We start from the raw sequence: 25,610 nt of genomic DNA, 5'->3' as shown, positions 1-25,610 counted from the left end.
CCCGTTTATTCCGCAAGCCAGCGAGCAATATCGAGTGAAAAATAGGTAATGATGAGATCGCAGCCGGCACGCTTCATGCTTGTGATCATTTCAAGAACAATCGCCTTTTCATCAATCCAGCCGTTTTGTGCGGCGCCTTTTACCATGGAATACTCCCCGCTCACATTATACCCGACAACCGGGAGGCGGAATTCATTGCGCACATCACGGACGATATCAAGATAAGAAAGCGTCGGTTTTACGATTAGAAAATCTGCCCCTTCTTCCACATCCGACTGTGCTTCACGCAATGCTTCGAGCCGGTTGGCCGGATCCATCTGGTACGTTTTCCGGTCCCCGAAAGCGGGTGTGCTGTCAGCAGCTTCGCGGAACGGACCGTAAAACGCGGATGCATATTTGACCGCATAACTCATGATCGGCACATCTTCAAAGCCTGCTTCATCAAGCCCTTTGCGAATCGCGGTGACAAACCCGTCCATCATATTCGAAGGAGCAATGATATCAGCGCCTGCTTTTGCCTGGCTGACCGCCGTTTTCGCAAGCAGGTCAAGGCTTGGGTCGTTTAAAATTTTCCCATCTTCCACAACGCCGCAATGGCCGTGATCAGTGTACTCGCACAGGCAGGTATCCGCGATCACAATGATATCCGGGTAATTTTTCTTGATGAAACGGATGGCTTCCTGAACGATGCCGTGATCGTGGTACGCTTCCGTTCCGGTTGCATCTTTATGGTTCGGTACGCCGAATAAAATGACGGATTTAATGCCAAGGGAAACGACTTCATCCATGATTTCATGGAGCCGGTCCAGCGACCAGTGATACACACCCGGCATCGAAGCAATTTCATTTTTAATATTTTCGCCTTCAACTGCAAAAATCGGATAAATCAAGTCGTTCACTGTTAAATTCGTTTCGCGCACCAAAGCCCGCATATTGGCACTTTGGCGAAGTCTACGGTGACGGGCAAACTGTAAATCTTTCATTTTATTTCCTCCTAAACTGGTAGAATGCCGCAATGTATTGCATATTTATCCGGGAAGTATGCACAGCTGCCGGCTTGTTGGGAATGATTGCGACGGTCGCGGGCAAATCCCGCTTTTTCTATTTTGTTTTCTTCGTGTCGAACATCGCCCGGCTGGTAATCTCTCGGAGAAAACCGTACATGGCAGCCGGTTTGTTAGGCCGGCCGCTTCAATCCCGGGTTCGTGCCGGTTTCTATCTATTTTTCTTCTAAACGGACAAAATCGCATAATGCCCCAAGCATGGCCTCGACGGTGTATTCATCCGGGCAAACCGCTGCACGGCTGCCGGCTTTTTCCACTGCCTGCCTGGTTGAAGGGCCGATGACTGCGATCCGGGTTGAAAGCCCAGCGATATCCATGCCGCTTTCTTCAAGCGCGCCTTTAAAATGGCGGAAGGCGGACGGGCTTAAAAACAGAGCAAAATCGATGTGCTCCCGCCCGAGCAAACGGGTAAGCTTTTCTTTTGCCCCCTCCGGCATATACGTCTCATAGACAATCCATTCCTCTGCTATTATACCGCTTTTTCTTAGAAAATCCGCAATTTCTGTCCCGGCCATGTTTCCTTTCGGGAGAAGGACGCGGCTTGCCCGGTGTCCGCTCCGCAAAAATTCCCGGGCAAAATCTTTTGCCGTAAACTTCCGGGGCGCAAAAGAAACCTTTAAACCGGACTGTTCCATACAGGCAGCCGTCTTTTTTCCCACAGCTGCCCAGTTTATGTTCAAATGCTCACATGCTATACCCGCACGGCTGCATGCTTCCAAAAAATAACGGACCCCGTTTTTGCTTGTAAACACAACCCAGTCGTATGCCGAGAGTTTTCGCAAAAATACAGATGCGGACAGGTCGGCATATGCACGGAAGGAAACCATCGGGACGACAAAAGGGGTGCCGCCGAGCGCTTCAATTTGTGCGGCGAGCTTTTCGCCGTCTTTTCCGCCTCTTGTGATCAGGATATTTTTCCCGCTTAAAGGCCCATTTGCCGTCATGACTGCCCGAGCTCCGCTTTCACTTGTTCAATCAGCGCCTTTGCCCCTTGCCGGCTTAAAATATCTGCCGCCTTTTCTCCGGCCGTTACCGGGTTGTGGGAGACAACCGTTTCTTTATATACCGTTTTGCCATCAGGGGAAGCGACAAGGGCAGTGAGGGAAATGCCTTCTGCCGTTTTCTTCGCAAGGCCGGCAATCGGTACCTGGCAGCCGCCTTCCATTTTATCAAGGAAGACGCGCTCCGCCTTTACCGTTTCCGCCGTTTCTGCGCTGTCGAGCTTCCGGAGCGCATCGAGCAGTTCCCCGTCATCGGCGCGGCATTCGACAGCGAGCGCGCCCTGCCCGATTGCAGGCAGGCAAATATCCGGATCAAAAAATTCGGTGACGGTATCCGCACTCCAGCCCATCCGTTTTAAACCGGCTGCCGCGAGGACGATCGCATCGTAATCCCCGTTTTTTAATTTTTCCAGCCTTGTATCAATATTGCCGCGAACAGACTTAATGCGGATATCGCTTCTTACAGCAAGCAGCTGGGCGCCGCGGCGGAGGCTGCTTGTCCCGACAACCGCCCCTTCCTTAAGGCTGGAAAAAGGGGTGCCGTTTTTGGAAATCAAGGCATCCCGGACATCTTCACGTTCCGGAATGCAGCCGATCACAAGCCCGTCCGGAAGCACAGCCGGCACGTCCTTCATGCTATGTACAGCCATGTCAATTTCATGATTCAACATGGCATCTTCAATTTCTTTCACAAACAGGCCTTTCCCGCCGACTTTGGACAGGGTGACATCGAGCACTTTATCGCCTTTTGTGGTGATTTCCCTGATTTCAAAACGAAAAGGCAGTCCGAGCTGTTCAAGCTTCGCCACCACCCATTTCGTCTGCGTCAGGGCAAGTTTGCTCCGCCTCGACCCTACGACAATTGTTCTCATCCGGCAATCCTCCTAATAATACAAATGAAAATCCGATAATCCTGTAATTAGAAAAAAGTTAATCAAAATGATTAAAAAAGCAGCCATATTCCAATAAGCCAGTGTTTTTCCGAACATGTGGCGGCGTTCGCCCCCATACAGGAGAAAACTGTATACAAGCAGCACGACAAACGACCCGACAATTTTCGGATCAAGCCAGTGAATGGCCGGAAGCCGCAAGTATGCCCACCATAGCCCGAGAATCAGCCCGAGCAAAAGGACCGGGACCGCAATGGCATTCATCCATTTCGAAAGCCGCTCCAGTTTTGCAAGGTCATTCAGGCGCCAGATTCTGTGGCTCCATTTCTTTTCCTTCAGCCACTTATATTGTAATAAATACAGAACGGAAAAGACAAAGGACAGGGAAAACAGCACATAAGCAATCAGCGTCATCGTAATATGCATGAGCAAAAGTTCCGATACCATTCTTCCTGCCCCTTGTGAGACCTTCTCCGGGGCAAAAGCGTGGACCGTCATGATAAAAAAGCCGATGACATTTGTAAAAAACACGGTAAAGTCAACGCGCAGCAGGCGGTTCAGGGCCAGAGACAGCGTCAGCAATGCCCATGCATAAAAATAAAGCCCCTCAGACAATGTCAAGACCGGGAACCGTCTGGTGTGAGCCATGTACAAAATAAATATAACCGTCTGCAATGCCCAGACAACGGAAAGAAAACGGAAGGCAGCCTTGTTAGCCTTCCGGTTCCGGTGGAGAAAGTCAAGAAAATAAAGCAAAATACTGGCTGCATAAAGCAAAATCATGCCTTCATGCAGTCTGTCCGTCCATACGGCATACATTGCCGGGCTCCCCGGTTAACCCGAATAGGACGGGCGGACTGCATGCCGCGCCATTTCGGCTGCCGGTTCCGCTTGTCCCGTTTCTGTTTCTAAATTAAAAATTTGGCGGAACAGTTCTAGATTCCGGGCTGCATCCGGCGAACCCGCCATTTCTTTTGCCTGCAGAATCGGATCTTTCAGCATCTGGTTAATAATGCTTTTTGTATGTTTGCTGATGACTTTCCGTTCGCGTTCTGTTAAGTCCGGCAGCTTCCGTTCAATGCTTTTCATCGTTTCCGCCTGGATCGCGAGCGCTTTTTCCCTGAGCGCCGTGATCACCGGCACCACCCCGAGTGTATGGACCCATTCATTGAATGCGCAAACGGCATCGGAAATCATGTCCGCAATCTGCCGGGCGGCTTTTTCGCGTTCTTTCAAGTTGGCTTCCACGATGCCTTCCAGGTCGTCAATATCATACAAGAAAACGGATTCAAGGGACGCGGCTTCCGGATCAATATCGCGCGGCACGGCAATATCGACAAGCAGCAGTGGGCGCCCGTTCCGTTTCTTTTCAATGGGTTTCAGCCTGTCTGCTGTAAGGATGTACCCTTTTGCCGAAGTGGAGGTAATCGCGATATCCGCATCCAAAAGCGCCGTTTCCAAAGATGCCAGCCCGAGTGCCTCGCCATCGAAGCGTGCGGCAAGAAGCCCGGCTTTTTCCGGCGTCCGGTTGATGACGGTAATCCGGGTGGCACCGCTGCCGTGAATGTTTTCCGCAGCCAGTTCGCCCATCTTGCCGGCGCCGATGATGACCACTTTTTTATCAGCCATATCGCCAAAAATTTTCTTCGCAAGCTCCACAGCCGCATAACTGACCGAAACAGCATTGGAAGCAATTTCCGTTTCCGTATGGGCTTTTTTCGCTAGTGTGACCGCATCTTTGAACAGGCGGTTAAAAATGGTGCCGGTTGAACCGGATGCTTGGGCCAGCAGAAAACTGTCCCTCACCTGCCCGAGAATTTGCGTTTCACCGAGCACCATCGAGTCAAGCCCGCAAATCACTTTAAACAAATGCGCAATGGCTTCGTTGTCTTCGTAAATAAACAGATAGGGGGCAAATGCTTCCTTATCTATTCCGAACCATTCTGACAGAAAATCTTTAATATAATAACGCCCGGTGTGTGCCTGGTCGGCAACCGCATAAATTTCCGTACGATTGCATGTAGACACGATGACATTTTCCAAAATGCTCTTTTTCTTTTGCAGCGCCGCCATCGCATCCGCGAGTTCCGCCTCATCAAACGACAGCTGTTCGCGGATTTCAACCGGCGCAGATTTATAATTTAATCCGACAGTAAGTATTCTCATTGTTGCCCTCCGGCACCCCCATTTTATCTTGCCAAATGCATAGGATTGAATGTTGATCTATGTTAAGATGAATAGAAGAAAAAAGCTCGTTTTTCTCTTTTGAAATAATACCATTCCTACCTGTAAAATAGCAGAAACAGGCGATGGTTTCAAGCATCTAGATTGAAGGAAAGAAGTGTGTCCCATTGAAAAGCCGCAAAATTTTTTCCGCGATTATCCTGATCGGGTTCGGGCTGTATTTTTATTTGCAGCGTTTTGACCTCACCGGCATGAAGGACTACTTTACATGGCCGACGCTGTTGATCATTGTCGGGCTCGCTTTTTTAGGCGAAGGCTACTGGGGCCGAGACGGGGAATCAATTTTGCCGGGGGTCATTCTCGTCGGGTTCGGCCTCCACTTCCACCTTGCCGGCAAAATCGCCATTTGGCCGGATAATATCGGGGTCTTTGTTCTCATTATTGCCATCGGCTTTTTGCTCCGTTCGCAAAAAACCGGGGACGGCACGTTTTACGGGCTGTTGTTTCTCGTGCTATCCATATTGCTCCTGTTTTCCGATAAAGTAATGGGATGGTTCGGCCTTGTCGAAAACAATGTTTCTTCCCTGATCAATTTCTGGCCGGCCGTGCTTGTCGTAATCGGCGTCTACCTGCTGTTTGCGAAAAGAAGGGGGCGGAAATAACACCCGCCCGTGCAGTCCGGCATGAAAAGCCAAGTACCCAAACAGCCCCGCGCGCCCAAAAAAACAACCAGGCGCTCATTACCGGCATTTTCCGGGGCCGGACCGCTAAAAAATACGATTTTAGATCCGGATCCTGCAGAAAAGCCCGGTGCCCGCATGCTGGCCCCGGGCTTTATTCACTTAATTCTTTCCATCAGGGAAGCCCACACTTTGTCCTTTCCCTCTCCTGTTTCAGATGAAAATAAAATGATTTCGTCTTCTTTTTCCAGATTCAGCGTTTCTTTTGCTGTTTTCAAATGAGATGCCCATTTGCCTTTCGGGATTTTGTCAGCTTTTGTGGCAACGACGATACACGGGATTTTATAGTACTTTAAAAAATTGTACATCAAACAGTCATCGTTTGTCGGCGGATGCCGGACATCGACAATGAGCACGACCGTCTTCAGCTGTTTTCTTGACGTCATGTACGTCTCAATCATCCGGCCCCATTTTTCCCGTTCTTTTTTCGACACCTTCGCAAACCCGTAGCCGGGAACGTCGACAAAGTATAATTTGTTTTCGATTTTGTAAAAGTTCAGCGTCTGGGTTTTCCCCGGCTTGGAAGAGGTTCTGGCAAGGGCTTTACGGTTGATCATTTTATTGATAAAGGAAGACTTTCCCACATTTGACCGTCCGGCAAGCGCAATTTCCGGCAAATGCCCTTCCGGATATTGCTCCTGCCGCACCGCGCTGATGACCAGTTCTGCCTCCGTTACTTTCATTTCTCCTCACCTGCAATGGCAATTTCAATGACTTCATCCATATGCGTGACCGGGTAAAAATGGAGATCCCCGCGCACGCTTTCCGGAATGTCATCCAAATCTCTCTCATTTTCTTTCGGAATAATAATTTTCTTCAGTCCCGCTCTATGTGCGCCGAGCGACTTTTCCTTCAATCCGCCGATCGGGAGTACTCTGCCGCGCAGGGTGATTTCGCCTGTCATCCCGACTTCCTTATGCACGGCATGCTTCGTCAGTGCGGAAATCAGGGCGGTCGCAATCGTGATCCCGGCAGAAGGGCCGTCTTTCGGCACAGCGCCTTCCGGAACGTGGATATGAATATCATACTTTTCATGGAAATCAGGCGCAAGCCCGAGTGCTTCAGCTTTTGAACGGACAAAACTGAAAGCAGTCTGAGCGGACTCTTTCATCACATCACCGAGTTTTCCGGTCAGGACCAGCTTTCCTTTCCCCGGTGAAAGCGACACTTCGATCTGAAGCGTATCGCCACCGACGGTCGTGTAGGCAAGCCCGGTCGCTACGCCAATCTGGTCTTCCATCTCGGCCTGCCCGTAATGGAAAAGCGGCTTCCCGAGAAAGTCAACGATATTTTTTGCTGAGACCGTGACCCGTTTCCTTTTCCCTGATACTATGATTTTCGCCGTTTTCCTGCAAATTTCGGCCAATCTCCGTTCCAGGCCGCGCACGCCTGCTTCGCGTGTATAGCGGCGCACGATCAGGCGGAGGGCTTCCGCATCCATCCTCAGCTGATTGCGAGCAAGCCCGTTTTCTTTTATTTGCTTAGGGAGCAGATGGGTCTTGGCAATTTCAATTTTTTCCAATTCCGTATATCCGGAGATCGAAATGATTTCCATCCGGTCGCGCAAAGGGCCGGGAACCCCAGACAGATCGTTGGCCGTTGCAATAAACATCACTTTCGACAAATCATACGGCTCTTCAATAAAATGGTCGCTGAACGCATGGTTCTGTTCCGGATCGAGCACCTCAAGCATTGCGGCTGAGGGGTCGCCGCGAAAGTCGCTGGCCATTTTATCGATTTCATCGAGCAAAAAAACCGGATTTATCGTGCCGGCTTTTTTCATGCCCTGGATGATCCGCCCCGGCATCGCGCCGACATACGTTCTCCGGTGGCCACGGATTTCCGATTCGTCCCTTACACCGCCGAGCGAAACGCGGACAAATTTTCTGCCCAAAGATTTTGCGATTGACCGTGCCAGGCTCGTTTTCCCGACACCCGGAGGCCCGGCAAGGCAAAGAATCGGCCCCTTGATCGAACGGGTCAACTGCTGCACCGCCAAGTATTCAAGGACGCGCTCCTTTACTTTTTCAAGGCCGTAGTGGTCTTCATTCAAAATCTTTTCCGCTTTCGCGACGTTGAGATCATCTTCCGTAGCGTTCGACCACGGGAGCGTGATCAGCCAGTCCAAATAATTGCGGATCACCGCGCTTTCAGACGAGGCAGCCGGGATTTTTTCATACCGGTCCAATTCTTTGAACGCGGTATTGGCCACATGCTCGGGCATGCCAGCATTTAAAATTTTTTCGCGCAGCTCATGCACTTCCGCCGTTTTGCCTTCTTTATCACCGAGTTCTTTCTGGATGGCTTTCATTTGTTCCCGCAAATAATATTCTTTTTGCGTCCGCTCCATCGACTTTTTCACTTGTTGGCTGATTTCTTTTTCAAGTTGCAAAATTTCCTGTTCATTTTTGATCAGCCCGATCAGCTTTCGTATTCTTTCTTTTATATCAATCGTTTCGAGAATGTCCTGCTTTTGCGGAAGGCGGAGCGGCAAATGGGATGCGATAATATCGGCCGCCTTGCCCCCGTCTTCCATATCGGAGACCGCCTGGAAGGTTTCACCCGAAATTTTTTTCGACTGGCTGATGTACTGATCGAAAAATTCGAGCATCGTGCGCATCAACGCTTCCGTTTCAGCATCCGGCCGAAACTGCTCATCAAATGTTTCGACTTCGACGGAATAAAAGGTGCCTTCATCTTCAAAAGAGACGATTTTTGCGCGCCGCACGCCTTCCACGAGCACCCGGATCGTCCCGTTCTGCAGTTTCATCATCTGGTTCACTTTTGTGAGCGTTCCGGTTTGGTATAAATCTTCCTGTTTTGGTTCTTCGATGGAAACGTCTTTTTGTGTCGTCATGAAAACTTCGCTGCCATGCATCATGGCGTTTTCAAGGGCCTGGACAGAGTAGTCCCGGCCGACGTCCAAGTGCAAAACCATCGATGGATACACAAGAATCCCCCGTAAAGGAAGCAAAGGAATTGTGTATGCGGATTGTGTTGTCATCTCAGCACCCCTATCTTGATACGTCTTTTAGGGGGCCTGTCCATTAACCCCCTATGAGCGCATTGTCGTTAAAATGTTTCTTTAATGCGATATCCAGGACTTCTTCCAGCTGCCGGACCGGAACGATCGCAATGCCTGTGATTTCCTTGAACGAGGCCTGCATGTTTTCGGCAGGAATGATCACCGTTTTGGCTCCTGCCTGTTTTGCTGCTTTTATTTTGGCATACACGCCGCCGACCGGTTTGACCTTGCCGTGCAGGCTGATTTCCCCTGTCATGGCTACTGTCTGGTCAACAGGAATTTTATAAATGGCGGAATAAATGCCGCATGCCATCGCAATCCCGGCGGAAGGGCCGTCAACCGGAATCCCACCCGGAAAATTAACATGGAGGTCATACTGGTCAGCGGGTACACCCATCGTCCGTAAAACGGTAATGACGTTTTCGGCGGAACCTCTCGCCATGCTTTTTCTGCGGACCGATTTCCCTTCGCCGCCGATACTCTCTTCGTCCACAATCCCGGTAATGTTGACGCTGCCCCTTTCTTTTGCCGGAATGGCCGCTACTTCAATTTCAAGAAGCATCCCTGTGTTCGGACCGGTTACGGCAAGCCCGTTAACAAGCCCTGCAGCCGGCTGTTCAGGGGCCTTTTTCTCATAGCGCGGCGACAACTGGCTGGCTGTTGCCACCCATTCCAGGTCCTCCTCCCGGATAAAATCCTGTCCTTCCTGGATTGCAAGCCCTGCAGCAATTTGCACCATATTGACCGCTTCCCTGCCATTTTGCGTATATTGCGCCAAAATGTCCAGGCCATTTTCGCTGATTGCCATATGGATTTTATCAGCTGCTTTTTTTGCAACCTGTTTAATTTCACCACGGTCAAGTTCGCGAAAAAACACTTCCATGCAGCGCGAACGGATGGCAGCCGGAATTTCTTTCGGCGTTCTGGTCGTTGCGCCGATCAGCCGGAAATCTGCAGGTAGTCCATTTTGAAAAATATCATGGATATGATGTGGAATTTCCCGGTTTTCGGGATTGTAATACGCACTTTCCAAAAAAACTTTCCTGTCTTCTAGTACTTTCAATAATTTATTCATTTGGATCGGATGCAATTCCCCGATTTCATCAATAAACAAGACGCCGCCGTGGGCAGAGGTGACCGCACCCTGTTTCGGCTGCGGGATGCCGGCCTGCCCCATGGCGCCCGCCCCCTGGTAGATCGGGTCGTGCACGGAACCGATTAAAGGATCGGCAATGCCCCTCTCATCAAAGCGGGCTGTTGTGGCATCCAGTTCAACAAAAACAGCGTCACGTTGAAAAGGGGATTTCGGATTTTTTTTAGCTTCCTCAAGCACAAGCCGGGCCGCTGCCGTTTTGCCGACACCGGGCGGCCCGTAAATGATACAGTGCTGCGGGTTTGGGCCGCAAAGTGCCGCCCGCAGTGCTTTAATGCCGTCTTCCTGGCCCACAATATCCGCGAATGCTGCCGGGCGGACGCGTTCCGAAAGCGGCACAGATAAAGAAATTTCCCGTAGTTTCCGCAACTGTTCCATTTCTTTTTTTGATTCGCGGTCTATCGTAATTTTTTGTGTTTTTTGGCTTTTTAGCAAGTTCCAAAAGTAAAGCCCGATAATGATCCCGAAAAATAGCTGGATCAATAAGGCAATCCCCGTCCAATTCATCCTGTTCCCTCCAAGCATTTCAGTTGCAGCCTGATCATGCCGCTTCCTTATTTACCTAGTATCTCCGGCTGCCGGAGGGAATAAACGGGGATTTCTGAAAACCAGGAACGGCTGGGCGGAAGAAAAAAGGGCAAGCGCACCGCTCGCCCATTGCTTCTTTATTCTGCTTCGCCTCTCATTTTTCCGGCGCTGTGCCAATACCAGGAATTTAGCCCTGCTGCCTTAGACCGGTTCCTGTTCAAAAAAGAATGTTCACGCCGGATTGCCGGCGGGCAGCCCGGCTCCGCTTATTTATGCCGATTTTGTCTGGTCGCTGCCTTCAATGACTGTGCCGTCTTTCAGCACGAGCCTCGGGAATTCTTTGTCCAGGACGGATTCTTTTGTAACAATACATTTTTCAATATCTTCCCGGGACGGCAAGTCAAACATGACATCGAGCATAATGCCTTCAATAATGGAACGCAAGCCGCGTGCACCCGTTTTTCTTTCGATCGCTTTTTTCGCGATTTCCTTCAGCGCATCCTGTTCAAATTCCAATTCTACATGGTCGAGTTCCAACATTTTTTTGTACTGCTTGACCAGCGCATTTTTCGGTTCGGTCAAAATCTTAATCAATGCTTCTTCATCCAATTGTTCCAAAGTGGCAATAACCGGAAGACGGCCGATGAATTCTGGAATCAGCCCGAAAGAAAGCAAATCTTCCGGCAGTACGTGCTTCAGGAGCGATTGTTCATCGAGTTCGTCATTTTTTAAATCGGTGCCGAAACCGATCACTTTTTTGCCGAGGCGGCGTTTAATGATCTGGTCGATGCCGTCAAACGCACCGCCGCAAATAAACAGAATATTGGTTGTGTCAATCTGGATAAATTCCTGGTGCGGATGTTTGCGCCCTCCTTGAGGCGGAACGCTCGCAACCGTGCCTTCCAGAATTTTCAGGAGCGCCTGCTGCACGCCTTCGCCGGAAACATCGCGTGTAATCGAAGGGTTTTCCGATTTACGGGCAATTTTATCAATCTCATCAATGTAGATGATGCCTTTTTCCGCTTTTTCCACATCATAATCAGCTGCTTGAATCAGCTTTAACAAAATATTTTCGACGTCTTCCCCGACATAACCGGCTTCCGTCAACGATGTGGCATCGGCAATCGCAAACGGCACATTTAAAATACGTGCCAGCGTTTGCGCAAGCAGCGTTTTCCCGCTCCCTGTCGGCCCGATTAAGCAAATATTGCTTTTTGCCAGTTCGACTTCATCGATTTTGCTGTTGGAATTAATCCGTTTATAATGGTTATATACGGCAACCGCAAGCGATTTTTTCGCCTGTTCCTGGCCGATCACGTATTCCGCAAGAATTTCACGGATTTCATGCGGCTTCGGAATGTCTTTGAATTCTACTTCTTCTTCTGTGCCAAATTCTTCTTCAACAATTTCCGTGCACAATTCAATACATTCATCACATATATACACACCCGGACCAGCGACCAATTTTCGCACCTGGTCCTGCGATTTTCCGCAGAAAGAACATTTTAACTGCTGTTTTTCATCGCTGAATTTGAACATTCCATTCACCCCTTATATTGTACTTCTTCCATTCCATTGGCAGTTCCCGAAATAACAGGGACCCTTCATGACTCCCGCTTACCATTATACAAACCCCTTTTGCTGTGATTTGTATATGGATTGTATCACAAAACGATGCCGGCAGGAAATAAACTGCTTATACCATTCTCCATGCATATGTAAAATTCCTGTCTACTCCAGATTTTCCCAAAAACCAGACGAATATGCTTCTCCATCCTGAAAAATTGCATCGGCTAAGTTTCTGGTGCGCTTATCTTACAGTATGGGCTTCTATGTATTTTTTGGCACAGCCCGCAGGTTAGAAAACAAGACACGAGCCAGTGCCGTGCCTTGTATTTCTATTTATATTATGCAACAGTTTTGCTGTTTTGCACAAGAAAATCGATCGCTTTGCGCGCTTTCAGATCGGCTTTAATGCCGTCCGTAGAACCGAGCACCCGCCTGATATCGTCAACGGACATGCCGTACATTTCGGACATGCGCTTCAGTTCTTCATCCACTTCTTCATCGGATACTTCAAGGTTTTCCGCATTGGCAATCGCTTCAAGCGTCAGATTAAAGCGGACGCGTTTTTCCGCATCTTCTTTCATCTGATTGCGGAGCGCTTCTTCATTCTGGCCGGAGAACTGATAGTAAAGTTCGAGGTTCAGCCCCTGGGCACTCAAGTTTTGTTCGAATTCTTGCAGCATGCGGTTTAATTCCGTATTGATCATCGCTTCTGGAATGTCCATTTCTGCATTTTCCGCAGCTTTTTCGACCACTGCATCTTCAACCGCGTGTTTTGCTGCATGTTCTTTCGATTCTTTTAAATCTTTTTGGATTTTTTCTTTTAATGCATCCAGCGTTTCCACTTCGTCATCCGCATCCTGCGCGAATTCATCGTCCAGTTCAGGCAGGTGTTTCGCTTTGATTTCATGGACTTTCACCTTGAAAGTAGCTTTTTTGCCTGCAAGTTCACTAGCGTGGTATTCTTCCGGGAAAGTAACTTCAATTTCTTTTTCATCGCCGGTTTTTACGCCTGCTAATTGTTCTTCAAAACCTGGGATAAAGTTGCCCGAACCAAGTTCAAGCGAATAGTTTTCCGCAGATCCGCCTTCAAACGCTTCGCCGTCAACGAATCCTTCGAAGTCGATGACAACCGTGTCGCCCATTTCCGCTTCGCCGTCTTCTTTGATCACGAGTTCGGCAAGGCGTTCCTGCAATTTCTTCAATTCTTCTTCCACGTCTTCGTCCGTTACGTCTGTATCCGGTTTTTCGACTTCAAGGCCTTTGTATTCGCCAAGTTTCACTTCCGGTTTCACGGTAACAGTCGCTTTAAAGATTAGCGGTTTACCTTTTTCCATTTGTTCGACATCGATATTCGGCGTATCAACCGGTTCAATACCGGTTTCTTCGATCGCTTTTTCGTATTCGCCAGGCACGATCATATCCAGTGCATCCTGGTAAAGAGATTCTACACCGAAACGTTTTTCAAATAAAGGACGCGGGATTTTGCCCTTCCGGAAACCCGGGACATTGATTTGTTTCACTACTTTTTTGAAGGCTTTATCCAGACTTTTATCAACCGTTTCAGCATCTACTTCAACTGTCAGGATCCCCTGGTTTCCTTCAGTTTTTTCCCATTTTGCTGACATACCTTTCCCTCCAACAATCTATAAATAATAATGTAATAATAGGAAATAGACCGGGTCTGTTTCCTGATTCCCTTGTCTATTGCTTTTTTCAAATACGGATTGAAAAAAGACAGTTTACAACCATTTAATTATAACATAGCTTTTTTGTCTTTCAATGATGAGCCTACAGATTCGGCAAAGAAATTTCCTCAAGGCTTTCGAGATAGCGGACGGCCTCAAGCAAGGTATCCGGCTCCACCGAATAGTACATCGCGATTTTATCAAAATACGCTTCCTGCCCGAAAAGCTTCAGGCCCATGCTGTAGTAGGCAGCCGTCCACAGCGCGGGATCTTCCGGCTCCGGTTCAAACGGGTACAGCAGGAAAAAATGCCGGTCCAAAACCGTTTTAATCTGAGCAAAAAGTGTCGGATTTTTTTGTTCGACATCCCTTGAAAGCCGCGTAATCAAAAGATTATACAGCTGCGTTTCAAAAATCGGCAAAAGATGCGCGGGATTTACGGCGCCAGCCTTGCCGAGTTTTTGCACCTCGAATTCATCCGTGATCCCCTGTTCTTTTAAAACGTTCAGCAAAAGGGTCTGGATAAACGGATGTTTGTCCGGATCCCGGATATATGCCCGGATTTCATCGAGATACGGCCGGATATTTTCATGCACAAGATGCGAAACCCGCAAGATTTGTTCTTCCTGGTCCCCGGTTTCAAAAAGCTTACGGCCCGTATGCTCGGGCTCCCGTTCTGGTTTTGGCATTTGCATCCGCTTTTCACTGAAAGCGAGCAGTTTTTCATAATGATCCAGCTTGTCCGGTGGGGCTTCTTTTTCTTCCAGCAGAGCGCGCAAGGTACTGCTGATTTCTTCATGTTCACCGAGCTGGACAAGAATCATGAGAAACAGATCGAGGATTTCGAAGTAGTCACCGTTTCCTTCACGAAGCATTTGTCTGCCTTGTTCTTTCGCCCCTTCATAATCGCCGGCTTCATAGAGCGCAATCATGTAGGCGGTCCCGATTTCCCCATCGTCATGGTCAAGCCGGCGTGCCTGGCGAAGCAGCGCGGCAGCTTCTTTATATTCTTTTTGGCTGATGGATTCGAGTCCCCGCTCCAAGAGGCGTTCTTTCAGACGGGGGAACGGCACCACATTGCTTTTTCCGTTTTTCATTGTCCATTCCGCCTTTTTTTAGATCGTCACTAGTGTAGCATGAACCGGTTTTTTTGCAAAGGGTTTATACTGCCAGGGGGCTTTCTATTATGAAAAAAGCCAAACACAGAAAGCCATAAAGCTTCCGTGTCCGGCTTGCTTATTTCTTGTCCGGTCTGATATCGTGAATGTCCTCTTCCTCAGCCATTTCCGTGCCATAAGCAAGGCGTTGATTTTGCCTTTTTGCCGTGTTTTCAGCGCTTGGGGCATCATGATGCAAAAACCTGTGCACGAGCACTTCCGCAGCCGAAATCAGGCAGGCGGCAATGAAGCTGCCCCATGCAATTTGCAAATAATTGTCAAGCACGACGTTCCCGAAAATCCAGACACTGGCATAAACAAGCAAAAAATCAACAACGGTTGCTTTCCAATTCCCAATGCGTGGCAAAAGGAGCACATCTCCAACAACATAAGACACTATTGTGACAAGCAGGCTGAACGATAAAATGTCTGTGATCGTCGCATCGAAAAAGAGATCAAGCGCAACCGCAAAAGCGACAATGCACGTGATAAATTTTGCCAGTAAAACGATTGCATTTCGCATTTCAATTCCTCCCTTAAACAGGCAGTTTTACTTATAGTTTGTCCAAATGAAAAAGGATTGAAACATGATGGGATGATTTAAAAGAAGAAAAAAGGGGTAATGAATAACAAGTCTACACATGACGGAGGGATTCGATGAAAAGGTCAATGATGAATCTGATTTCAGGCACTTTGCTTTCCGCCGGGGGAGCCGTGCTGGTCATGGCCGCTTGCAATAAACGGCAAAAAGATTCGGCTGAAACGTGGGAAGATACGGATATGAGAAACAGCAAAAAAATCGACCAAATGGAAAGTGTGGATGCGGACAAAGTACCGGAAGAAAAAGGGCTCACACAGCTGGACTCCACATACCGTTCCGAATGGATCGCAAACGGATTTCCGCAAACCCATAAAGAAATGAAAGAACTGGAAAAAGAAGGGAAAAAATCATAACGGCTCTTTACACCCTTTTTACACAAAAGGACGGGTCACAAGGTTTTTCCTTGCTGCCCGGCCTTTTTGCGGTTATGTGCTACGTCCCAGGCGACCCCTTCGCTTCCTTCAACTCCCATCTCCCAATAGACACCCTTGCTCTTGACTGTCCCCCTTACAAACAGATGTCCACACCGAGAGTATCCCACATGCATCGCAATAAAAATAAAGACGGCCTTTTTGCCGCCGTCGTCTTATTTCAATCTTGAGATAAATGCATCAAATGCTCGTGATCAAAAATATGATCAGAAATATTAAAACCAGATTCCACTAACTCCAATAATTTCTGATAATCTGCAGGGCCAGGGTCCACAGGACGTTCATAGAAAAATTTTTCATTGACATGTGTTTTACATAAGTAAGCACAATGGGGCTTCCCGTCTACTAAATCCATTGCAAATTCTTCAAAGATCCCCCGCTCTTCACTACTATAATCATCCCCATCTAATACGATATCTATTTTAATTGTATTCTTGACATCGTCAATATCCTCTTCATCCATTGTACGAAATGGCAAGAGTTGAAGCTCGCTTTCGTTTAGTGGCCTTCTTAAATCCTCGATAATTAAATATCCCATAGAAACATTGTCATTATATAGCATATATATTTCCAAATCCCTTAATCTAACCTCTCTTCTATAGCTAATCAGCTTTATTCACCTCTTCCCTTCTCCGATTTGGAAACATTCATACCCTTGCTCTATTTTCCGCAGGATTCTTTTGATTTTTTCAAATAGATCATCGGGCATTCTAGCGATCGGTTCGGATTCTGTAGCTTCCCTAAACATTTTGATGGAGTGGATTACGTTCTTTTTGTATCCTTTCTTCTTTGAGTCTTTCCCTTCTTCGCGCCGGATTCCAGCATATTCTTTCGTGGTTGGACATCAAGCAGGCCTGTTTTGCCATTCCAGGTAAGGTTTGATCCGTTTGGTGTTCTCATAGTGGACAACCCTCATTCTGTCCTGCCCTTTCCGGTTCAGCAAGCATTCAGAAAGGCGATGCGGCTTGTGTAAAAAATGTGTAAAACGAAATCAAAACCCACCTTTTTGAACTTTTCTCAGAAAAATTAAAAACGCTTGAAAAAGTTGATATAACAGCATTTTCAAGCATCTTTAAGACCTCTATTTGTCCTAACTGGACGTGCATACGTCCCAGGAGGGATTCGAACCCCCGACCTGCGGCTTAGAAGGCCGATGCTCTATCCTGCTGAGCTACTGGGACATTTTAAAATGGTTTGTTACGAACATATATCATTTTAATCAGCAGGCGGGCAAATGTCAATCATGAATTTGAAAAAAACACGATTTTTTCCTGCAACGGGCGGGTGCAGCAGCAGGCAGCGGTTTCCGCAACCGGATTGGCCCGGCTTCGTACCCGCCTTGCTCTGCAGCCGGAGTTCCCGGCGTCATAACGAGAATTCCTGGCGTAAATCCTCAAGTTCGCGGTGCTTGTCCGTATAAAATGAAACACGGATCGTATTTCCGTTTTTCTCCACAACCGCATACGTCCGTTCCGTCCTGCCTCTTGGCATCAAAAGGCTGCCGGGATTCAGGAAAAGAGTATTTTCAATCAGCTCGGCACCGAGAATATGGGAGTGCCCGAAAAAAACAAAATCCGCCCCCACTTCTTTTGCTTTATAAGACAAATTCAACAGGGTCATTTTTACATTATAATGGTGGCCGTGGGTGACAAATATTTTGCTGTCCCCAATTTCTTTCGTGATATCAAGCGGAAATTTCCGCTCATAATCGCAATTGCCGCGCACGGTTAAAAAGTCCCGGATGGCCTCCTCGTCCGCTCGCAACTCCGAATCGCCGCAATGGATCATCGCGTCCATTTCCCCGCCGTACCGCCGTTTAAGCTCGATCAGCTCTTCCGTAAGTCCGTGGCTGTCACTTGCAATCAGCAGTTTCATTTTTTGCCTTCCTCCCCTAAAATCGAATACAGTGCATCCGAAAGTTTTGCCAGTGCATGGGCACGGTGGCTGATTTTATTTTTTTCTTCGGCAGAAAGCTGGGCAAGCGTTTTGCCGGACGGAAGCATAAAAATGGGATCGTACCCGAATCCGTTCTCTCCGATCCTTTCCCGCGTGATCCTTCCCTGAAGCGTCCCGGACACCGTAAATGTTTCTTTTCCAGGGCGGGCAACCGCAAGTGCACAATAAAAAGAAGCTGTACGTTTTTCATCCGGTACCCCTTCAAGCTCGGAAAGCACCTTATCGATGTTTGCCTCATCATTTTTCTCTTTCCCTGCATAGCGTGCAGAATAAACCCCCGGCCTGCCGCCAAGCGCATCGATCATAAGCCCCGAATCATCGGCAATTGCCATCATGCCGTATGCATTGGCCGCCGCTTCCGCTTTTAAAATCGCATTTTCTTCAAACGTTTTCCCCGTTTCCTCTACGTCCGGTGCGCCTTCCATATCCAAAAACGTTTTCACCTCGAGCTCGAACCGGGAAAATAAAGCTGCAAATTCTTTTGCTTTACCTTTGTTTTTTGTTGCAATCAAAACAGCCGCCAATTTTCTCCCCCTTTTAAAGGAAATGTATTATGTATGCACGATACAAATAAGAGGTAGTCTGGCTACCCCTTTTGTCCCATATTCTATAGTATAACAAAAAAACCACGCTAAAAACTACCCGTGTTGACTTTTTCCGGCCTTGTCACCGGTTCTGAAACCGATTTTCCGTCTTCTGTAACAAGCTTTGTACTGCCGTCCACTTCGACTGCAACGCTTTTAATCCCTTTTTGCTCGGTCAGCGTCAGGACGAGCGGATCGAGCACTTCGTTTGAGATCATCTTTTTATCGAGGCTCCCTAAAATTTCTTTATTAAAATCAACCGTCACTTTCCCGTTTGCCACTTCCGGCTGTTTCTTCAGTTTGACATCGTCCATGAATCCGGACACAAGATGGGAACCCGGGGAAGGACCTTTAACCAGTTCTTCAACCGCTGCTGCGACATCGTCCTTGTTACTGTCCGCAACGCGCTTCGTTACCGGCACATAATAGCTTTGCTCCCCTGTTTCCGCCAAATAATAAACGGTGACCGGATGGGTATTTGTAATATCGGCAACATACTTTGTATCCGTATTGATGCCTGCCTCCCTTGTCAAACCATCCGGGCTTACGGGTGTCCCCGCAACCGGCATCGCCTTCAGTTTTTTGCCATTCATTTTAAGCGAGACCTTTTGAATGGAGTCGAACTGGGTCAGCGTCCATGTGACCGATTCCAATATTTTTTGTTCATCGTGCGCTTGATAGTCTTTGAAATCCCCCGAAAAGTCGACCGTCGCCAAACCGTCTTTCACATCTACCGACAACTGCGTATTCGCGGGAAGGACCGCGCGGAAGCCGTTCGGCAGCAAATTGGAAACCGGGCCGTCCTGCACGAGGTATTCCAGTGCCTGTTTTGCAATGCTTTTGCTTTCGGGCAAGGCGATCGTTTGTGGAACGACATAACCGTATTTATCAATCAAATACAGCTCTGTTAGCACCTGCCCTTTCTTTGCTTTTGCGGTTTGTTTCGCTCCGTCTTTTACAGAAACACTTTGATGTGGATCAATTTTTTCCGGCTGCTTCTCAGGTAGCAGGCTGCAACCCGAGATCCAGATGCTGCATGCCGCAAACGCCAGGGCAAGCTTGCCGGCTGCCTTTGCTTTTTTTACCATCCCTTTCCCCTCCCGAAGACTGTTTGTACTACTATGTATACTGGCATTCCGAAAAATTAGACCGGACATGCAAAAATTTCGGGGCAGAATAAAAACGGCACGCTTTTCCATAATAAAAATATAGCTGAACAGGAGGGATTGATTTGGACCAGACACTGGGCGTCCATGAAACGCTTGATATGCACGAAATATTAATGTTTAAAAACATCTGTTTAGGGCTTGCTGAACGAATCAGATTCTGTCAGATACAAGCCAAATTACGGTTATTAAAATATAAAATAGTGTTGTACAAAAATTTCAAAAAAAGAACCCTGAGCTTCCGCTCCAGATTCATTATAAGGAATTGAAGGGCTACTACTGTTTCACTGGTCTCCTGAAGGCGTGCTCGAATAAGGCCTAGCCCATACTTGCGCTTGCCTTCGCCAAATTTGCTTTCAACGGCATTACGTTCGGAGGCATCCTGCCTTGCCACGCGTTCTAAGGTTTTGTCTTCCGTTTTGGATGGGCGTCCCAACCTTGGCCCACTCAGACGAATGCCAAGAGATTTACAGTATGCTAGGTTGTCACGGTTTCGGTAGATTTTATCTGCTAAAATCGCTTCTGGATAAAATCCGAACCGGTTGTAGTAGTTCTCAATAGATTCTCTAAGGGTGATCCCTTCATTGTAATTTTCCCAGTCGAGTTGCTCAATCAAGGCATAGCCATCTACAACGCTAATGGCGACTTTTGAGCCGAATTCCACGTTCGCTTTTGCCTTGCCACGCACAATTGGACGGACATGCGGCTGGGAAATGCTCACAATCCGGTGGTCAATCCGATGTGTTTTCTTTTTGTACATTTCTGCCTGTTGGCGGTAAAGTTCATGAATCACGAGGAGTTGTCGGTATTCATCTTTGCTCAAAAGAGACAGGGAGCTTTGGGAAATGAGATTTCCAATGATCTCCAGATTCCGTTTCACATATCCAAGTTGTTTGCCGACAGCTTTCCGGATTTTCCGGGCTCCAGCTTTGCGTTGCTTAGCGACAGAAAGATAGTCCCTGCGGGCTCTTTTTCTGTAGGTCCTTGGCTTTCGTAATTTTCCTTTGTGCGGTTCATGCGGTACATCAATGATATGCTCCAGTTTCTCACGGGCTTCGTTCAAAAGCCCCAGGTCAGTAGGGTAAGCAATATCAGCCGGTGCACAGGTTGCGTCCAGAATGAGCTTTCCTTTGTTCTTCGTTTTAGGAGAAGCCGATCCAGTTGAATTCTCTTCCGAAGCAGGACCGGAAGGTTGATGATCACCACTACTATGATCGTCATCATCATGGTGATCATCATCGTTGCCATTTTCCTTAGATGCTTCTTCCGATTGGCGTTCTTGTTCTTCCAGAACAATCCATTCATTCAGTTCATTGATGATGTTTGCACCCAAACGTTTTCTAAAACGAGTCATCAGAGAATGATCGAATGGGGCTTTTTCCTGGAATTCAGGCAACCCAATAAAATACTGAAGATACGGGTTTTCCGTGATCTGTTCGACTGTTTCCCGGTCAGATAGCCCAAGCCGTTCTTTGATATAGAGAGCCCCAAGAGCAACTCTGACAGAATAAGCCTTTTCACCTTTGAATTTTTTCTTGAAGGACTTGGCATACTTTTCTTCAGCCTTCCACCAAGGGATTAATTCAGCAAGACGGACCCAGCGATTTTCTTTATTTAATTTTCCACCGAATGGTAGAAAAAAATCTTCTACAAAAGTTAATTGATGTTCGGTCTTTTTGTACATCGTAACGGCCTCCAAGTGCAAGGTTTTTTATACGTTTCCTATAAAATCCTTACACTTTATATTCGACAAAAGTGGCCAAAATCCTTGTCAAATCTGGAATTTTTGTTTATTCAGCAAACCCTGTTTAACAAAATCCGCAACCATGTCGGCCATTGCACAGGATCCGGCTTTAAAAGAACTGCTCGGGCAGGATGCAAAGCAGGCGAAGCAGGATATCGAACAACTCATGTCGCTTTTGGGGAGGGAAGAAAAATGAACGGCTTTCTCCAAAACATCATCGGAATGGGGGACATGTCAGACAGCATCATTGCATCTGACTTGCTCATTTCAACAAAGTCCGGTGTGAAGATGCTCGCGTTTGCGGTAACCGAGGCGGCAACAGCGGAAGCCAGAGCCGCTCTTTCTGCACAGCTTCTGGCGGCCATTGACATGCACGATAAGATCATGGACTTTATGATTGAAAAGGGTTACTATCACCCTTATCATATAGAGGACCAGTTGCATGTCGACATGCAGGCAGCCCGGACCGCCTTAAAAATCCCCCTTCCCGATTAAACGGCGTACCCACTGCTTTACTTTACGTCAGTTTAAAGCGCAGCCGGCCTTCTCCCTCTTATCTGCTGGCTTTCGCTTTACACATTTGAAGAGGACAGGCACGAAAAACCCGGCCTGCTTTTAAAAAAAGCAGCGCCGGGCTTTTTTTACGGCTTGAGGACCACTTTTATGCAATTGTCCGTTCTTGTATCAAACACTTCGTATCCTTTTTCAGCCTGGTCAAGCGGCAATACATGCGTCACGATGTCGCTGAGTGTGACTTTTTCCTGCGCCACAAGGTCATACAGAAACGGCATATAATGAATGACCGGCGCCTGTCCCGTGCGAAGGCTGACATTGCGCTGGAAAATATCGCCGAGCGGAAATGCGTTGTAACGGCCGCCGTAAACACCTGTTACCTGGATGGTGCCGCCTTTTCTCACCGCCTGTGACGCGATGACAAGCGCACTCATCGCCCCGCCCTGGAGTTTCAGCCCGGATGTCAAATATTCCATCGGTGTCATTTTTCCGTCCATGCCAACTGCATCAATGACAACATCCGCACCGCCTTTAGTGAGTTCTTTCAAATATTCGCCGGTATTGTCGTGCTGTTCAAAGTTGACGGTTTCCACTTTGTTATACTTCTTGGCATGCTGCAACCGGTAATCCAGATAATCAACGGCAATGACACGTTTCGCCCCTTTCAGCCATGCAAATTTTTGCGCAAGCAGGCCGACCGGTCCACAGCCGAGCACGACAACCGTGTCACCGTCTTTTACACCCGCATTGTCCACCGACCAGAACGCAGTGGAAGCGGCATCTGAAAGCAACACGAGTTCTTCATCTTTGACTTCGCTGTTTTCCGGAATTTTAAACGGTGTAAAATTCGCATACGGGACGCGTAAATATTCCGCCTGGCCCCCCGGATAGCCGCCTGTCAGATGGGAATATCCAAAATAGCCGCCCATCTCGCCGTTCGCATTCGCATTGTCACACTGGCTTTCCAGATGGTGTGTGCAATACCAGCATTCCCCGCAGGCGACAGTGAACGGTATAATCACCCTATCCCCTTTTTTGACTTTCGTGACATCCGGTCCGGTTTCTTCGACAATCCCGAGCGGCTCATGCCCGATGATATAGTCTTCCGGAAAATTCGGTATCATGCCGTGGATGAGATGCAAATCGGAGCCGCAAATGGCCGATGACGTAATTTTCACAATAATATCATCTTTTTTCTCTATTTTCGGTTCCGGCACATCTTTTACTCTGACATCTTTGATTCCCTGGAAAGTGACTGCTTTCATGTTTTCCTCCTATTCGTCCGCATCAATCTGCGCCATCATGCCCATGCGCGATGTATTGCCGGGAAACAGGTTCAGTTTGCCGATCATCAGCGCCATATCAGCGGATTTCATATCCAGTTTGTACTGGTCATCTACGTTATACGGGTGGAGCCAGCCTTTTTGCATCATGAAATTTGAAACCTCTTCATGAAGGGAAAGGCCCTCTGCAAGCTGTTTCTGGAATGCGGCCCTCACTGCAGGCGTTCTTGATTCCGTAATGGCTGCCGCTGCGTTCCGGATCCCGGTTTTAATACTCATCAAAAATTCAAGTGCAACCGCTGAATCCGCCATTTCTGGCATGCCTTCCGCGTTTTCGATTTCCAAGTAATCATGAATCATTGCAGCATCCCTCCCGGATTCAGCTTGTATAAAGCTTTCATTTCTTGAATGGCTGCTTCTGCCTGCTGCACGTCTTTTTCCATCAATGCCTTCAAATCCTGGTCGAATACCAGGCCGGACATCATTTTCGATTTTAATAAACAAATGGTTTTGAAATTGAGCATTTCATGGAGCTCCCTTGTTTCGTGGTAAGCCAAACCATTGTTTTCCATATATCCACCTCCGTTTTTCAAAAGCTATTGTGCCTATTCGCGGCCGTTTCTATGCGGGCTTGGGCTAAGGCAAAACAAAAAAACCATCCAATCAGGAGAGCGTCTCCCCCAATTGAATGGTTTCCACACAAGTAATATCCTGTTCAAGCCAGTCTGATGCAAGCGCGGCAAATATTTTGCTCGAGCCGGTGGTGTAAAAGCGGTGCTTCTGCCGCGTGTCTTCCATATTAAAAAGGTCGTGGAAGTAAAGAAGCGTGCTTACTTCGCGCGCGGTTTCCTCCCCGGAACTGATGACCGAAACGCCCGCGCCCATCACGTTTTTGATAATCGGCCCGAGGAGCGGATAATGGGTACACCCGAGAATGACTGTGTCAATGCCGCAATTTTGGATCGGATACAAGGTTTCGGCGACAATTTTTTTGGCAATCGGGCTGTTGTACTGGCCGCTTTCCACAAGCGGGACAAATTTCGGGCAGGCAAGCGCCGTAATCTTGACTTTTTTATTGATGCTTTTTAACGCCCGTTCATACGCCTGGCTTTTAATCGTGCCGATCGTGCCGAGCACGCCGATCCGGAAATTTTTAGTATGTTTTAAAGCGGCCCGCGCGCCGGGATAAATGACGCCGAGCACCGGAATCTTCAGCTCTTCTCTGACTTCGTCCAAAATCACTGCCGTAGCCGTATTGCAGGCGATGACCAGCATTTTTATTTGTTTGTCCATCAGAAATCGGATCATCTGCCAAGTGAATTTTTTGACTTCTTCCACCGGCCGCGGTCCATACGGGCATCGTGCTGTATCGCCCACATAATAAATGGTCTCATTCGGAAGCTGGCGCATCATTTCCTTTGCGACGGTCAGGCCGCCAACCCCCGAATCAATCACGCCTATTGGTGCATTCAAACTTCTCGCCTCATTCTGTCTTCATTTCCTGATGCAATTGCAGTAAGTTGTTTTTTAATTTGACCAGTTCATCCGGTGAAAAATGGCTCAGCACACCCTGCAAGTAAGCTTGCCGTTTTCGGATCACTTCGTCGATCAATACTCGTCCCTTTTCCAGTAAATGGATGCGGACAACCCGCCTGTCATGCGGATCTTTTACGCGCCTGACGAGTTCATTTTTTTCCATCCGGTCAATCAGGTCTGTCGTTGTACTGAAAGCCAGGTACATTCGGTTCGACAGTTCCCCGATCGTCATATCGCCTTCCTCAAAAAGCCATTGAAGCGCCAGAAACTGTGGCGGCGTGATTTTATAATCGCTTAATAATTCACGGCCCTTTTGCTTGACAATGCCGGATATGTAACGCAAATCTTTTTCAATTTGTGCTACAACTTCCGGATCATGTATGTATGGTTGCTGTTCCATGTCCAAAGCGGCCCCTCTCTCAAAAATACGGTGATGACTGTTTTACTATAAGCTATTTTGACCCTTTTCACCCGAAATTTCAAGACAGATTTTTACATAGTTTCGTTCCATTGCTTTCCAAGTAAAGCTGTGGAAGGAAAAGCGGCCCGGTATAGGGTTGTGAAAACACTGTCCGGGTAAAATTTGCATATTGAACAAGCTTCCGGTCCGCTATTTTTTGAAAAAGAAAACGGCCCGGTGCGGTTTCAAACCATATGGCGCTGTTGCGAACGACATTTATGTGGGTGTAGACTTGCATAAGCAACACCGTTTCAAACCATATGGCGCTGTTGCGAACGTGCACCGGGTGCGGGATGCAGGGGGATTTTTTGCCCGGCATTTCCCAACCGGATTTCTATATG

The 25,610-nt window shown here is 47.9% G+C and carries 25 protein-coding genes and 1 tRNA gene; 3 read left to right on the top strand and 23 right to left on the bottom strand.

All coding sequences use genetic code 11. The features are described 5' to 3' along the window. Positions 1 to 5 precede the first annotated feature (5 nt). From hemB to hemA, 5 genes are all read right to left on the bottom strand, one after another. A complete protein-coding gene (gene hemB, locus ABR335_RS07035) occupies positions 6 to 983 on the bottom strand; it encodes a porphobilinogen synthase (protein ID WP_014097844.1) in 978 nt (325 codons plus the stop codon). Positions 984 to 1,219: 236 nt separating this feature from the next. Next, on the bottom strand, positions 1,220 to 2,008 hold the full coding sequence (locus tag ABR335_RS07030) for a uroporphyrinogen-III synthase (RefSeq protein ID WP_017551081.1): 789 nt from the start codon (positions 2,006 to 2,008) through the stop codon (positions 1,220 to 1,222). Continuing rightward, on the bottom strand, positions 2,005 to 2,937 hold the full coding sequence (gene hemC / locus ABR335_RS07025; RefSeq protein ID WP_014097842.1) for a hydroxymethylbilane synthase: 933 nt from the start codon (positions 2,935 to 2,937) through the stop codon (positions 2,005 to 2,007). Before hemC ends, ABR335_RS07030 begins: the two co-directional genes overlap by 4 nt. 12 nt (positions 2,938 to 2,949) lie before the next feature. Further along, on the bottom strand, positions 2,950 to 3,774 hold the full coding sequence (gene ccsA, locus ABR335_RS07020) for a cytochrome c biogenesis protein CcsA (RefSeq protein ID WP_014097841.1): 825 nt from the start codon (positions 3,772 to 3,774) through the stop codon (positions 2,950 to 2,952). A gap of 15 nt (positions 3,775 to 3,789) precedes the next feature. Further along, positions 3,790 to 5,121 carry a glutamyl-tRNA reductase gene (hemA, locus tag ABR335_RS07015; protein WP_350346675.1) on the bottom strand — a complete coding sequence of 444 codons (1,332 nt, stop codon included), beginning with the start codon at positions 5,119 to 5,121 and terminating at the stop codon, positions 3,790 to 3,792. Between the two features lie 185 nt (positions 5,122 to 5,306). On the opposite strand from hemA, the gene ABR335_RS07010 reads away from it, so the two are divergent. Beyond that, complete coding sequence (locus tag ABR335_RS07010; protein WP_014097839.1) at positions 5,307 to 5,801, top strand: LiaI-LiaF-like domain-containing protein; 495 nt, start codon at positions 5,307 to 5,309, stop codon at positions 5,799 to 5,801. Between the two features lie 176 nt (positions 5,802 to 5,977). On the opposite strand, the gene yihA is transcribed toward ABR335_RS07010, so the two are convergent. The 7 genes from yihA to ABR335_RS06975 all read right to left on the bottom strand — a co-directional run bounded on the left by yihA (position 5,978) and on the right by ABR335_RS06975 (position 15,518). Then, positions 5,978 to 6,562, bottom strand: coding sequence for a ribosome biogenesis GTP-binding protein YihA/YsxC (gene yihA, locus ABR335_RS07005; RefSeq protein WP_014097838.1), 585 nt, complete (start codon positions 6,560 to 6,562; stop codon positions 5,978 to 5,980). Next, on the bottom strand, positions 6,559 to 8,883 hold the full coding sequence (gene lon, locus ABR335_RS07000; protein WP_014097837.1) for an endopeptidase La: 2,325 nt from the start codon (positions 8,881 to 8,883) through the stop codon (positions 6,559 to 6,561). The genes yihA and lon overlap by 4 nt, the downstream gene beginning before the upstream one ends. Before the next feature lie 43 nt (positions 8,884 to 8,926). Continuing rightward, positions 8,927 to 10,564: an ATP-dependent protease LonB gene (lonB, locus tag ABR335_RS06995; protein WP_014097836.1), complete on the bottom strand. Its 1,638-nt coding sequence runs from the start codon at positions 10,562 to 10,564 to the stop codon at positions 8,927 to 8,929. A gap of 291 nt (positions 10,565 to 10,855) precedes the next feature. Further along, a complete protein-coding gene (clpX, locus tag ABR335_RS06990; protein WP_014097835.1) occupies positions 10,856 to 12,124 on the bottom strand; it encodes an ATP-dependent protease ATP-binding subunit ClpX in 1,269 nt (422 codons plus the stop codon). A 368-nt stretch (positions 12,125 to 12,492) separates the two neighbouring features. Next, on the bottom strand, positions 12,493 to 13,779 hold the full coding sequence (gene tig, locus ABR335_RS06985; RefSeq protein ID WP_014097834.1) for a trigger factor: 1,287 nt from the start codon (positions 13,777 to 13,779) through the stop codon (positions 12,493 to 12,495). Positions 13,780 to 13,942: 163 nt separating this feature from the next. After that, positions 13,943 to 14,935: a tetratricopeptide repeat protein gene (locus tag ABR335_RS06980; RefSeq protein WP_014097833.1), complete on the bottom strand. Its 993-nt coding sequence runs from the start codon at positions 14,933 to 14,935 to the stop codon at positions 13,943 to 13,945. A gap of 139 nt (positions 14,936 to 15,074) precedes the next feature. Continuing rightward, positions 15,075 to 15,518, bottom strand: a complete 444-nt coding sequence (locus ABR335_RS06975; RefSeq protein ID WP_014097832.1) for a YndM family protein — start codon at positions 15,516 to 15,518, stop codon at positions 15,075 to 15,077. Between the two features lie 134 nt (positions 15,519 to 15,652). On the opposite strand from ABR335_RS06975, the gene ABR335_RS06970 reads away from it, so the two are divergent. Then, a complete protein-coding gene (locus ABR335_RS06970; protein WP_014097831.1) occupies positions 15,653 to 15,949 on the top strand; it encodes a hypothetical protein in 297 nt (98 codons plus the stop codon). Between the two features lie 238 nt (positions 15,950 to 16,187). Here ABR335_RS06970 and ABR335_RS06965 read toward each other — a convergent pair whose 3' ends face one another. From ABR335_RS06965 to ABR335_RS06940, 6 genes are all read right to left on the bottom strand, one after another. Then, on the bottom strand, positions 16,188 to 16,601 hold the full coding sequence (locus tag ABR335_RS06965; protein ID WP_233896578.1) for a hypothetical protein: 414 nt from the start codon (positions 16,599 to 16,601) through the stop codon (positions 16,188 to 16,190). 533 nt (positions 16,602 to 17,134) lie between these two features. Continuing rightward, positions 17,135 to 17,208: transfer RNA gene (locus tag ABR335_RS06960), tRNA-Arg, on the bottom strand. Positions 17,209 to 17,392: 184 nt separating this feature from the next. Then, entirely contained in the window at positions 17,393 to 17,902 is a 510-nt protein-coding gene (locus ABR335_RS06955; RefSeq protein WP_014097829.1) for a metallophosphoesterase, read from the bottom strand. Continuing rightward, positions 17,899 to 18,507, bottom strand: coding sequence for an XTP/dITP diphosphatase (locus tag ABR335_RS06950; RefSeq protein WP_014097828.1), 609 nt, complete (start codon positions 18,505 to 18,507; stop codon positions 17,899 to 17,901). Before ABR335_RS06950 ends, ABR335_RS06955 begins: the two co-directional genes overlap by 4 nt. Positions 18,508 to 18,614: 107 nt before the next feature. Further along, the gene (locus ABR335_RS06945; RefSeq protein WP_014097827.1) at positions 18,615 to 19,655 is read right to left on the bottom strand and encodes a GerMN domain-containing protein; all 1,041 of its coding nucleotides are present in this window, start codon (positions 19,653 to 19,655) and stop codon (positions 18,615 to 18,617) included. A gap of 241 nt (positions 19,656 to 19,896) precedes the next feature. Further along, the gene (locus tag ABR335_RS06940; RefSeq protein WP_350346674.1) at positions 19,897 to 21,417 is read right to left on the bottom strand and encodes an IS5-like element ISBco3 family transposase; all 1,521 of its coding nucleotides are present in this window, start codon (positions 21,415 to 21,417) and stop codon (positions 19,897 to 19,899) included. Between the two features lie 252 nt (positions 21,418 to 21,669). Here ABR335_RS06940 and ABR335_RS06935 point away from each other — a divergent pair, with 252 nt between their 5' ends. Further along, positions 21,670 to 21,972: a spore coat protein gene (locus tag ABR335_RS06935; protein WP_071451963.1), complete on the top strand. Its 303-nt coding sequence runs from the start codon at positions 21,670 to 21,672 to the stop codon at positions 21,970 to 21,972. Positions 21,973 to 22,118: 146 nt separating this feature from the next. Here the strand turns inward: ABR335_RS06935 and ABR335_RS06930 are convergent, their stop codons facing one another. From ABR335_RS06930 to ABR335_RS06910, 5 genes are all read right to left on the bottom strand, one after another. Next, positions 22,119 to 23,255 carry a zinc-dependent alcohol dehydrogenase gene (locus ABR335_RS06930; RefSeq protein ID WP_017551092.1) on the bottom strand — a complete coding sequence of 379 codons (1,137 nt, stop codon included), beginning with the start codon at positions 23,253 to 23,255 and terminating at the stop codon, positions 22,119 to 22,121. A gap of 9 nt (positions 23,256 to 23,264) precedes the next feature. After that, entirely contained in the window at positions 23,265 to 23,633 is a 369-nt protein-coding gene (locus ABR335_RS06925) for a spore coat protein (protein WP_014097823.1), read from the bottom strand. After that, positions 23,630 to 23,845 carry a hypothetical protein gene (locus ABR335_RS06920; protein WP_014097822.1) on the bottom strand — a complete coding sequence of 72 codons (216 nt, stop codon included), beginning with the start codon at positions 23,843 to 23,845 and terminating at the stop codon, positions 23,630 to 23,632. The genes ABR335_RS06925 and ABR335_RS06920 overlap by 4 nt, the downstream gene beginning before the upstream one ends. A 91-nt stretch (positions 23,846 to 23,936) precedes the next feature. Continuing rightward, positions 23,937 to 24,746 (bottom strand): glutamate racemase, encoded by an 810-nt coding sequence (gene racE / locus ABR335_RS06915; RefSeq protein WP_014097821.1) that lies wholly within the window; start codon positions 24,744 to 24,746, stop codon positions 23,937 to 23,939. Positions 24,747 to 24,756: 10 nt separating this feature from the next. Beyond that, positions 24,757 to 25,209, bottom strand: coding sequence for a MarR family winged helix-turn-helix transcriptional regulator (locus ABR335_RS06910; protein WP_035184469.1), 453 nt, complete (start codon positions 25,207 to 25,209; stop codon positions 24,757 to 24,759). Between the last annotated feature and the right edge of the window lie 401 nt (positions 25,210 to 25,610).

The sequence above is a fragment of the Heyndrickxia faecalis genome (genome assembly GCF_040267745.1).
Classification (GTDB): Bacteria; Bacillota; Bacilli; order Bacillales; family Bacillaceae_C; genus Weizmannia; species Weizmannia faecalis.
Note: the sequence above shows the minus strand (reverse complement) of the source record. Positions and strands in the feature narration are given on the sequence as shown.

Excerpts from the sequence above, each read along its gene's own strand:
- ABR335_RS07030 (WP_017551081.1), bottom strand. The coding sequence starts at position 2,008 with ATGACGGCAAATGGGCCTTTAAGCGGGAAAAATATCCTGATCACAAGA.
- tig (WP_014097834.1), bottom strand. The coding sequence starts at position 13,779 with ATGTCAGCAAAATGGGAAAAAACTGAAGGAAACCAGGGGATCCTGACA.
- ccsA (WP_014097841.1), bottom strand. The coding sequence starts at position 3,774 with ATGTATGCCGTATGGACGGACAGACTGCATGAAGGCATGATTTTGCTT.
- lonB (WP_014097836.1), bottom strand. The coding sequence starts at position 10,564 with ATGAATTGGACGGGGATTGCCTTATTGATCCAGCTATTTTTCGGGATC.
- ABR335_RS06970 (WP_014097831.1), top strand. The coding sequence starts at position 15,653 with ATGAAAAGGTCAATGATGAATCTGATTTCAGGCACTTTGCTTTCCGCC.
- ABR335_RS06925 (WP_014097823.1), bottom strand. The coding sequence starts at position 23,633 with ATGATTCATGATTACTTGGAAATCGAAAACGCGGAAGGCATGCCAGAA.
- ABR335_RS06910 (WP_035184469.1), bottom strand. The coding sequence starts at position 25,209 with ATGGAACAGCAACCATACATACATGATCCGGAAGTTGTAGCACAAATT.
- clpX (WP_014097835.1), bottom strand. The coding sequence starts at position 12,124 with ATGTTCAAATTCAGCGATGAAAAACAGCAGTTAAAATGTTCTTTCTGC.
- ABR335_RS06935 (WP_071451963.1), top strand. The coding sequence starts at position 21,670 with ATGAACGGCTTTCTCCAAAACATCATCGGAATGGGGGACATGTCAGAC.
- ABR335_RS06980 (WP_014097833.1), bottom strand. The coding sequence starts at position 14,935 with ATGAAAAACGGAAAAAGCAATGTGGTGCCGTTCCCCCGTCTGAAAGAA.
- hemA (WP_350346675.1), bottom strand. The coding sequence starts at position 5,121 with ATGAGAATACTTACTGTCGGATTAAATTATAAATCTGCGCCGGTTGAA.
- hemB (WP_014097844.1), bottom strand. The coding sequence starts at position 983 with ATGAAAGATTTACAGTTTGCCCGTCACCGTAGACTTCGCCAAAGTGCC.
- ABR335_RS06975 (WP_014097832.1), bottom strand. The coding sequence starts at position 15,518 with ATGCGAAATGCAATCGTTTTACTGGCAAAATTTATCACGTGCATTGTC.
- ABR335_RS06940 (WP_350346674.1), bottom strand. The coding sequence starts at position 21,417 with ATGTACAAAAAGACCGAACATCAATTAACTTTTGTAGAAGATTTTTTT.
- yihA (WP_014097838.1), bottom strand. The coding sequence starts at position 6,562 with ATGAAAGTAACGGAGGCAGAACTGGTCATCAGCGCGGTGCGGCAGGAG.
- hemC (WP_014097842.1), bottom strand. The coding sequence starts at position 2,937 with ATGAGAACAATTGTCGTAGGGTCGAGGCGGAGCAAACTTGCCCTGACG.
- ABR335_RS06920 (WP_014097822.1), bottom strand. The coding sequence starts at position 23,845 with ATGGAAAACAATGGTTTGGCTTACCACGAAACAAGGGAGCTCCATGAA.
- lon (WP_014097837.1), bottom strand. The coding sequence starts at position 8,883 with ATGACAACACAATCCGCATACACAATTCCTTTGCTTCCTTTACGGGGG.
- ABR335_RS06955 (WP_014097829.1), bottom strand. The coding sequence starts at position 17,902 with ATGAAACTGCTGATTGCAAGTGACAGCCACGGACTTACGGAAGAGCTG.
- ABR335_RS06930 (WP_017551092.1), bottom strand. The coding sequence starts at position 23,255 with ATGAAAGCAGTCACTTTCCAGGGAATCAAAGATGTCAGAGTAAAAGAT.
- ABR335_RS06945 (WP_014097827.1), bottom strand. The coding sequence starts at position 19,655 with ATGGTAAAAAAAGCAAAGGCAGCCGGCAAGCTTGCCCTGGCGTTTGCG.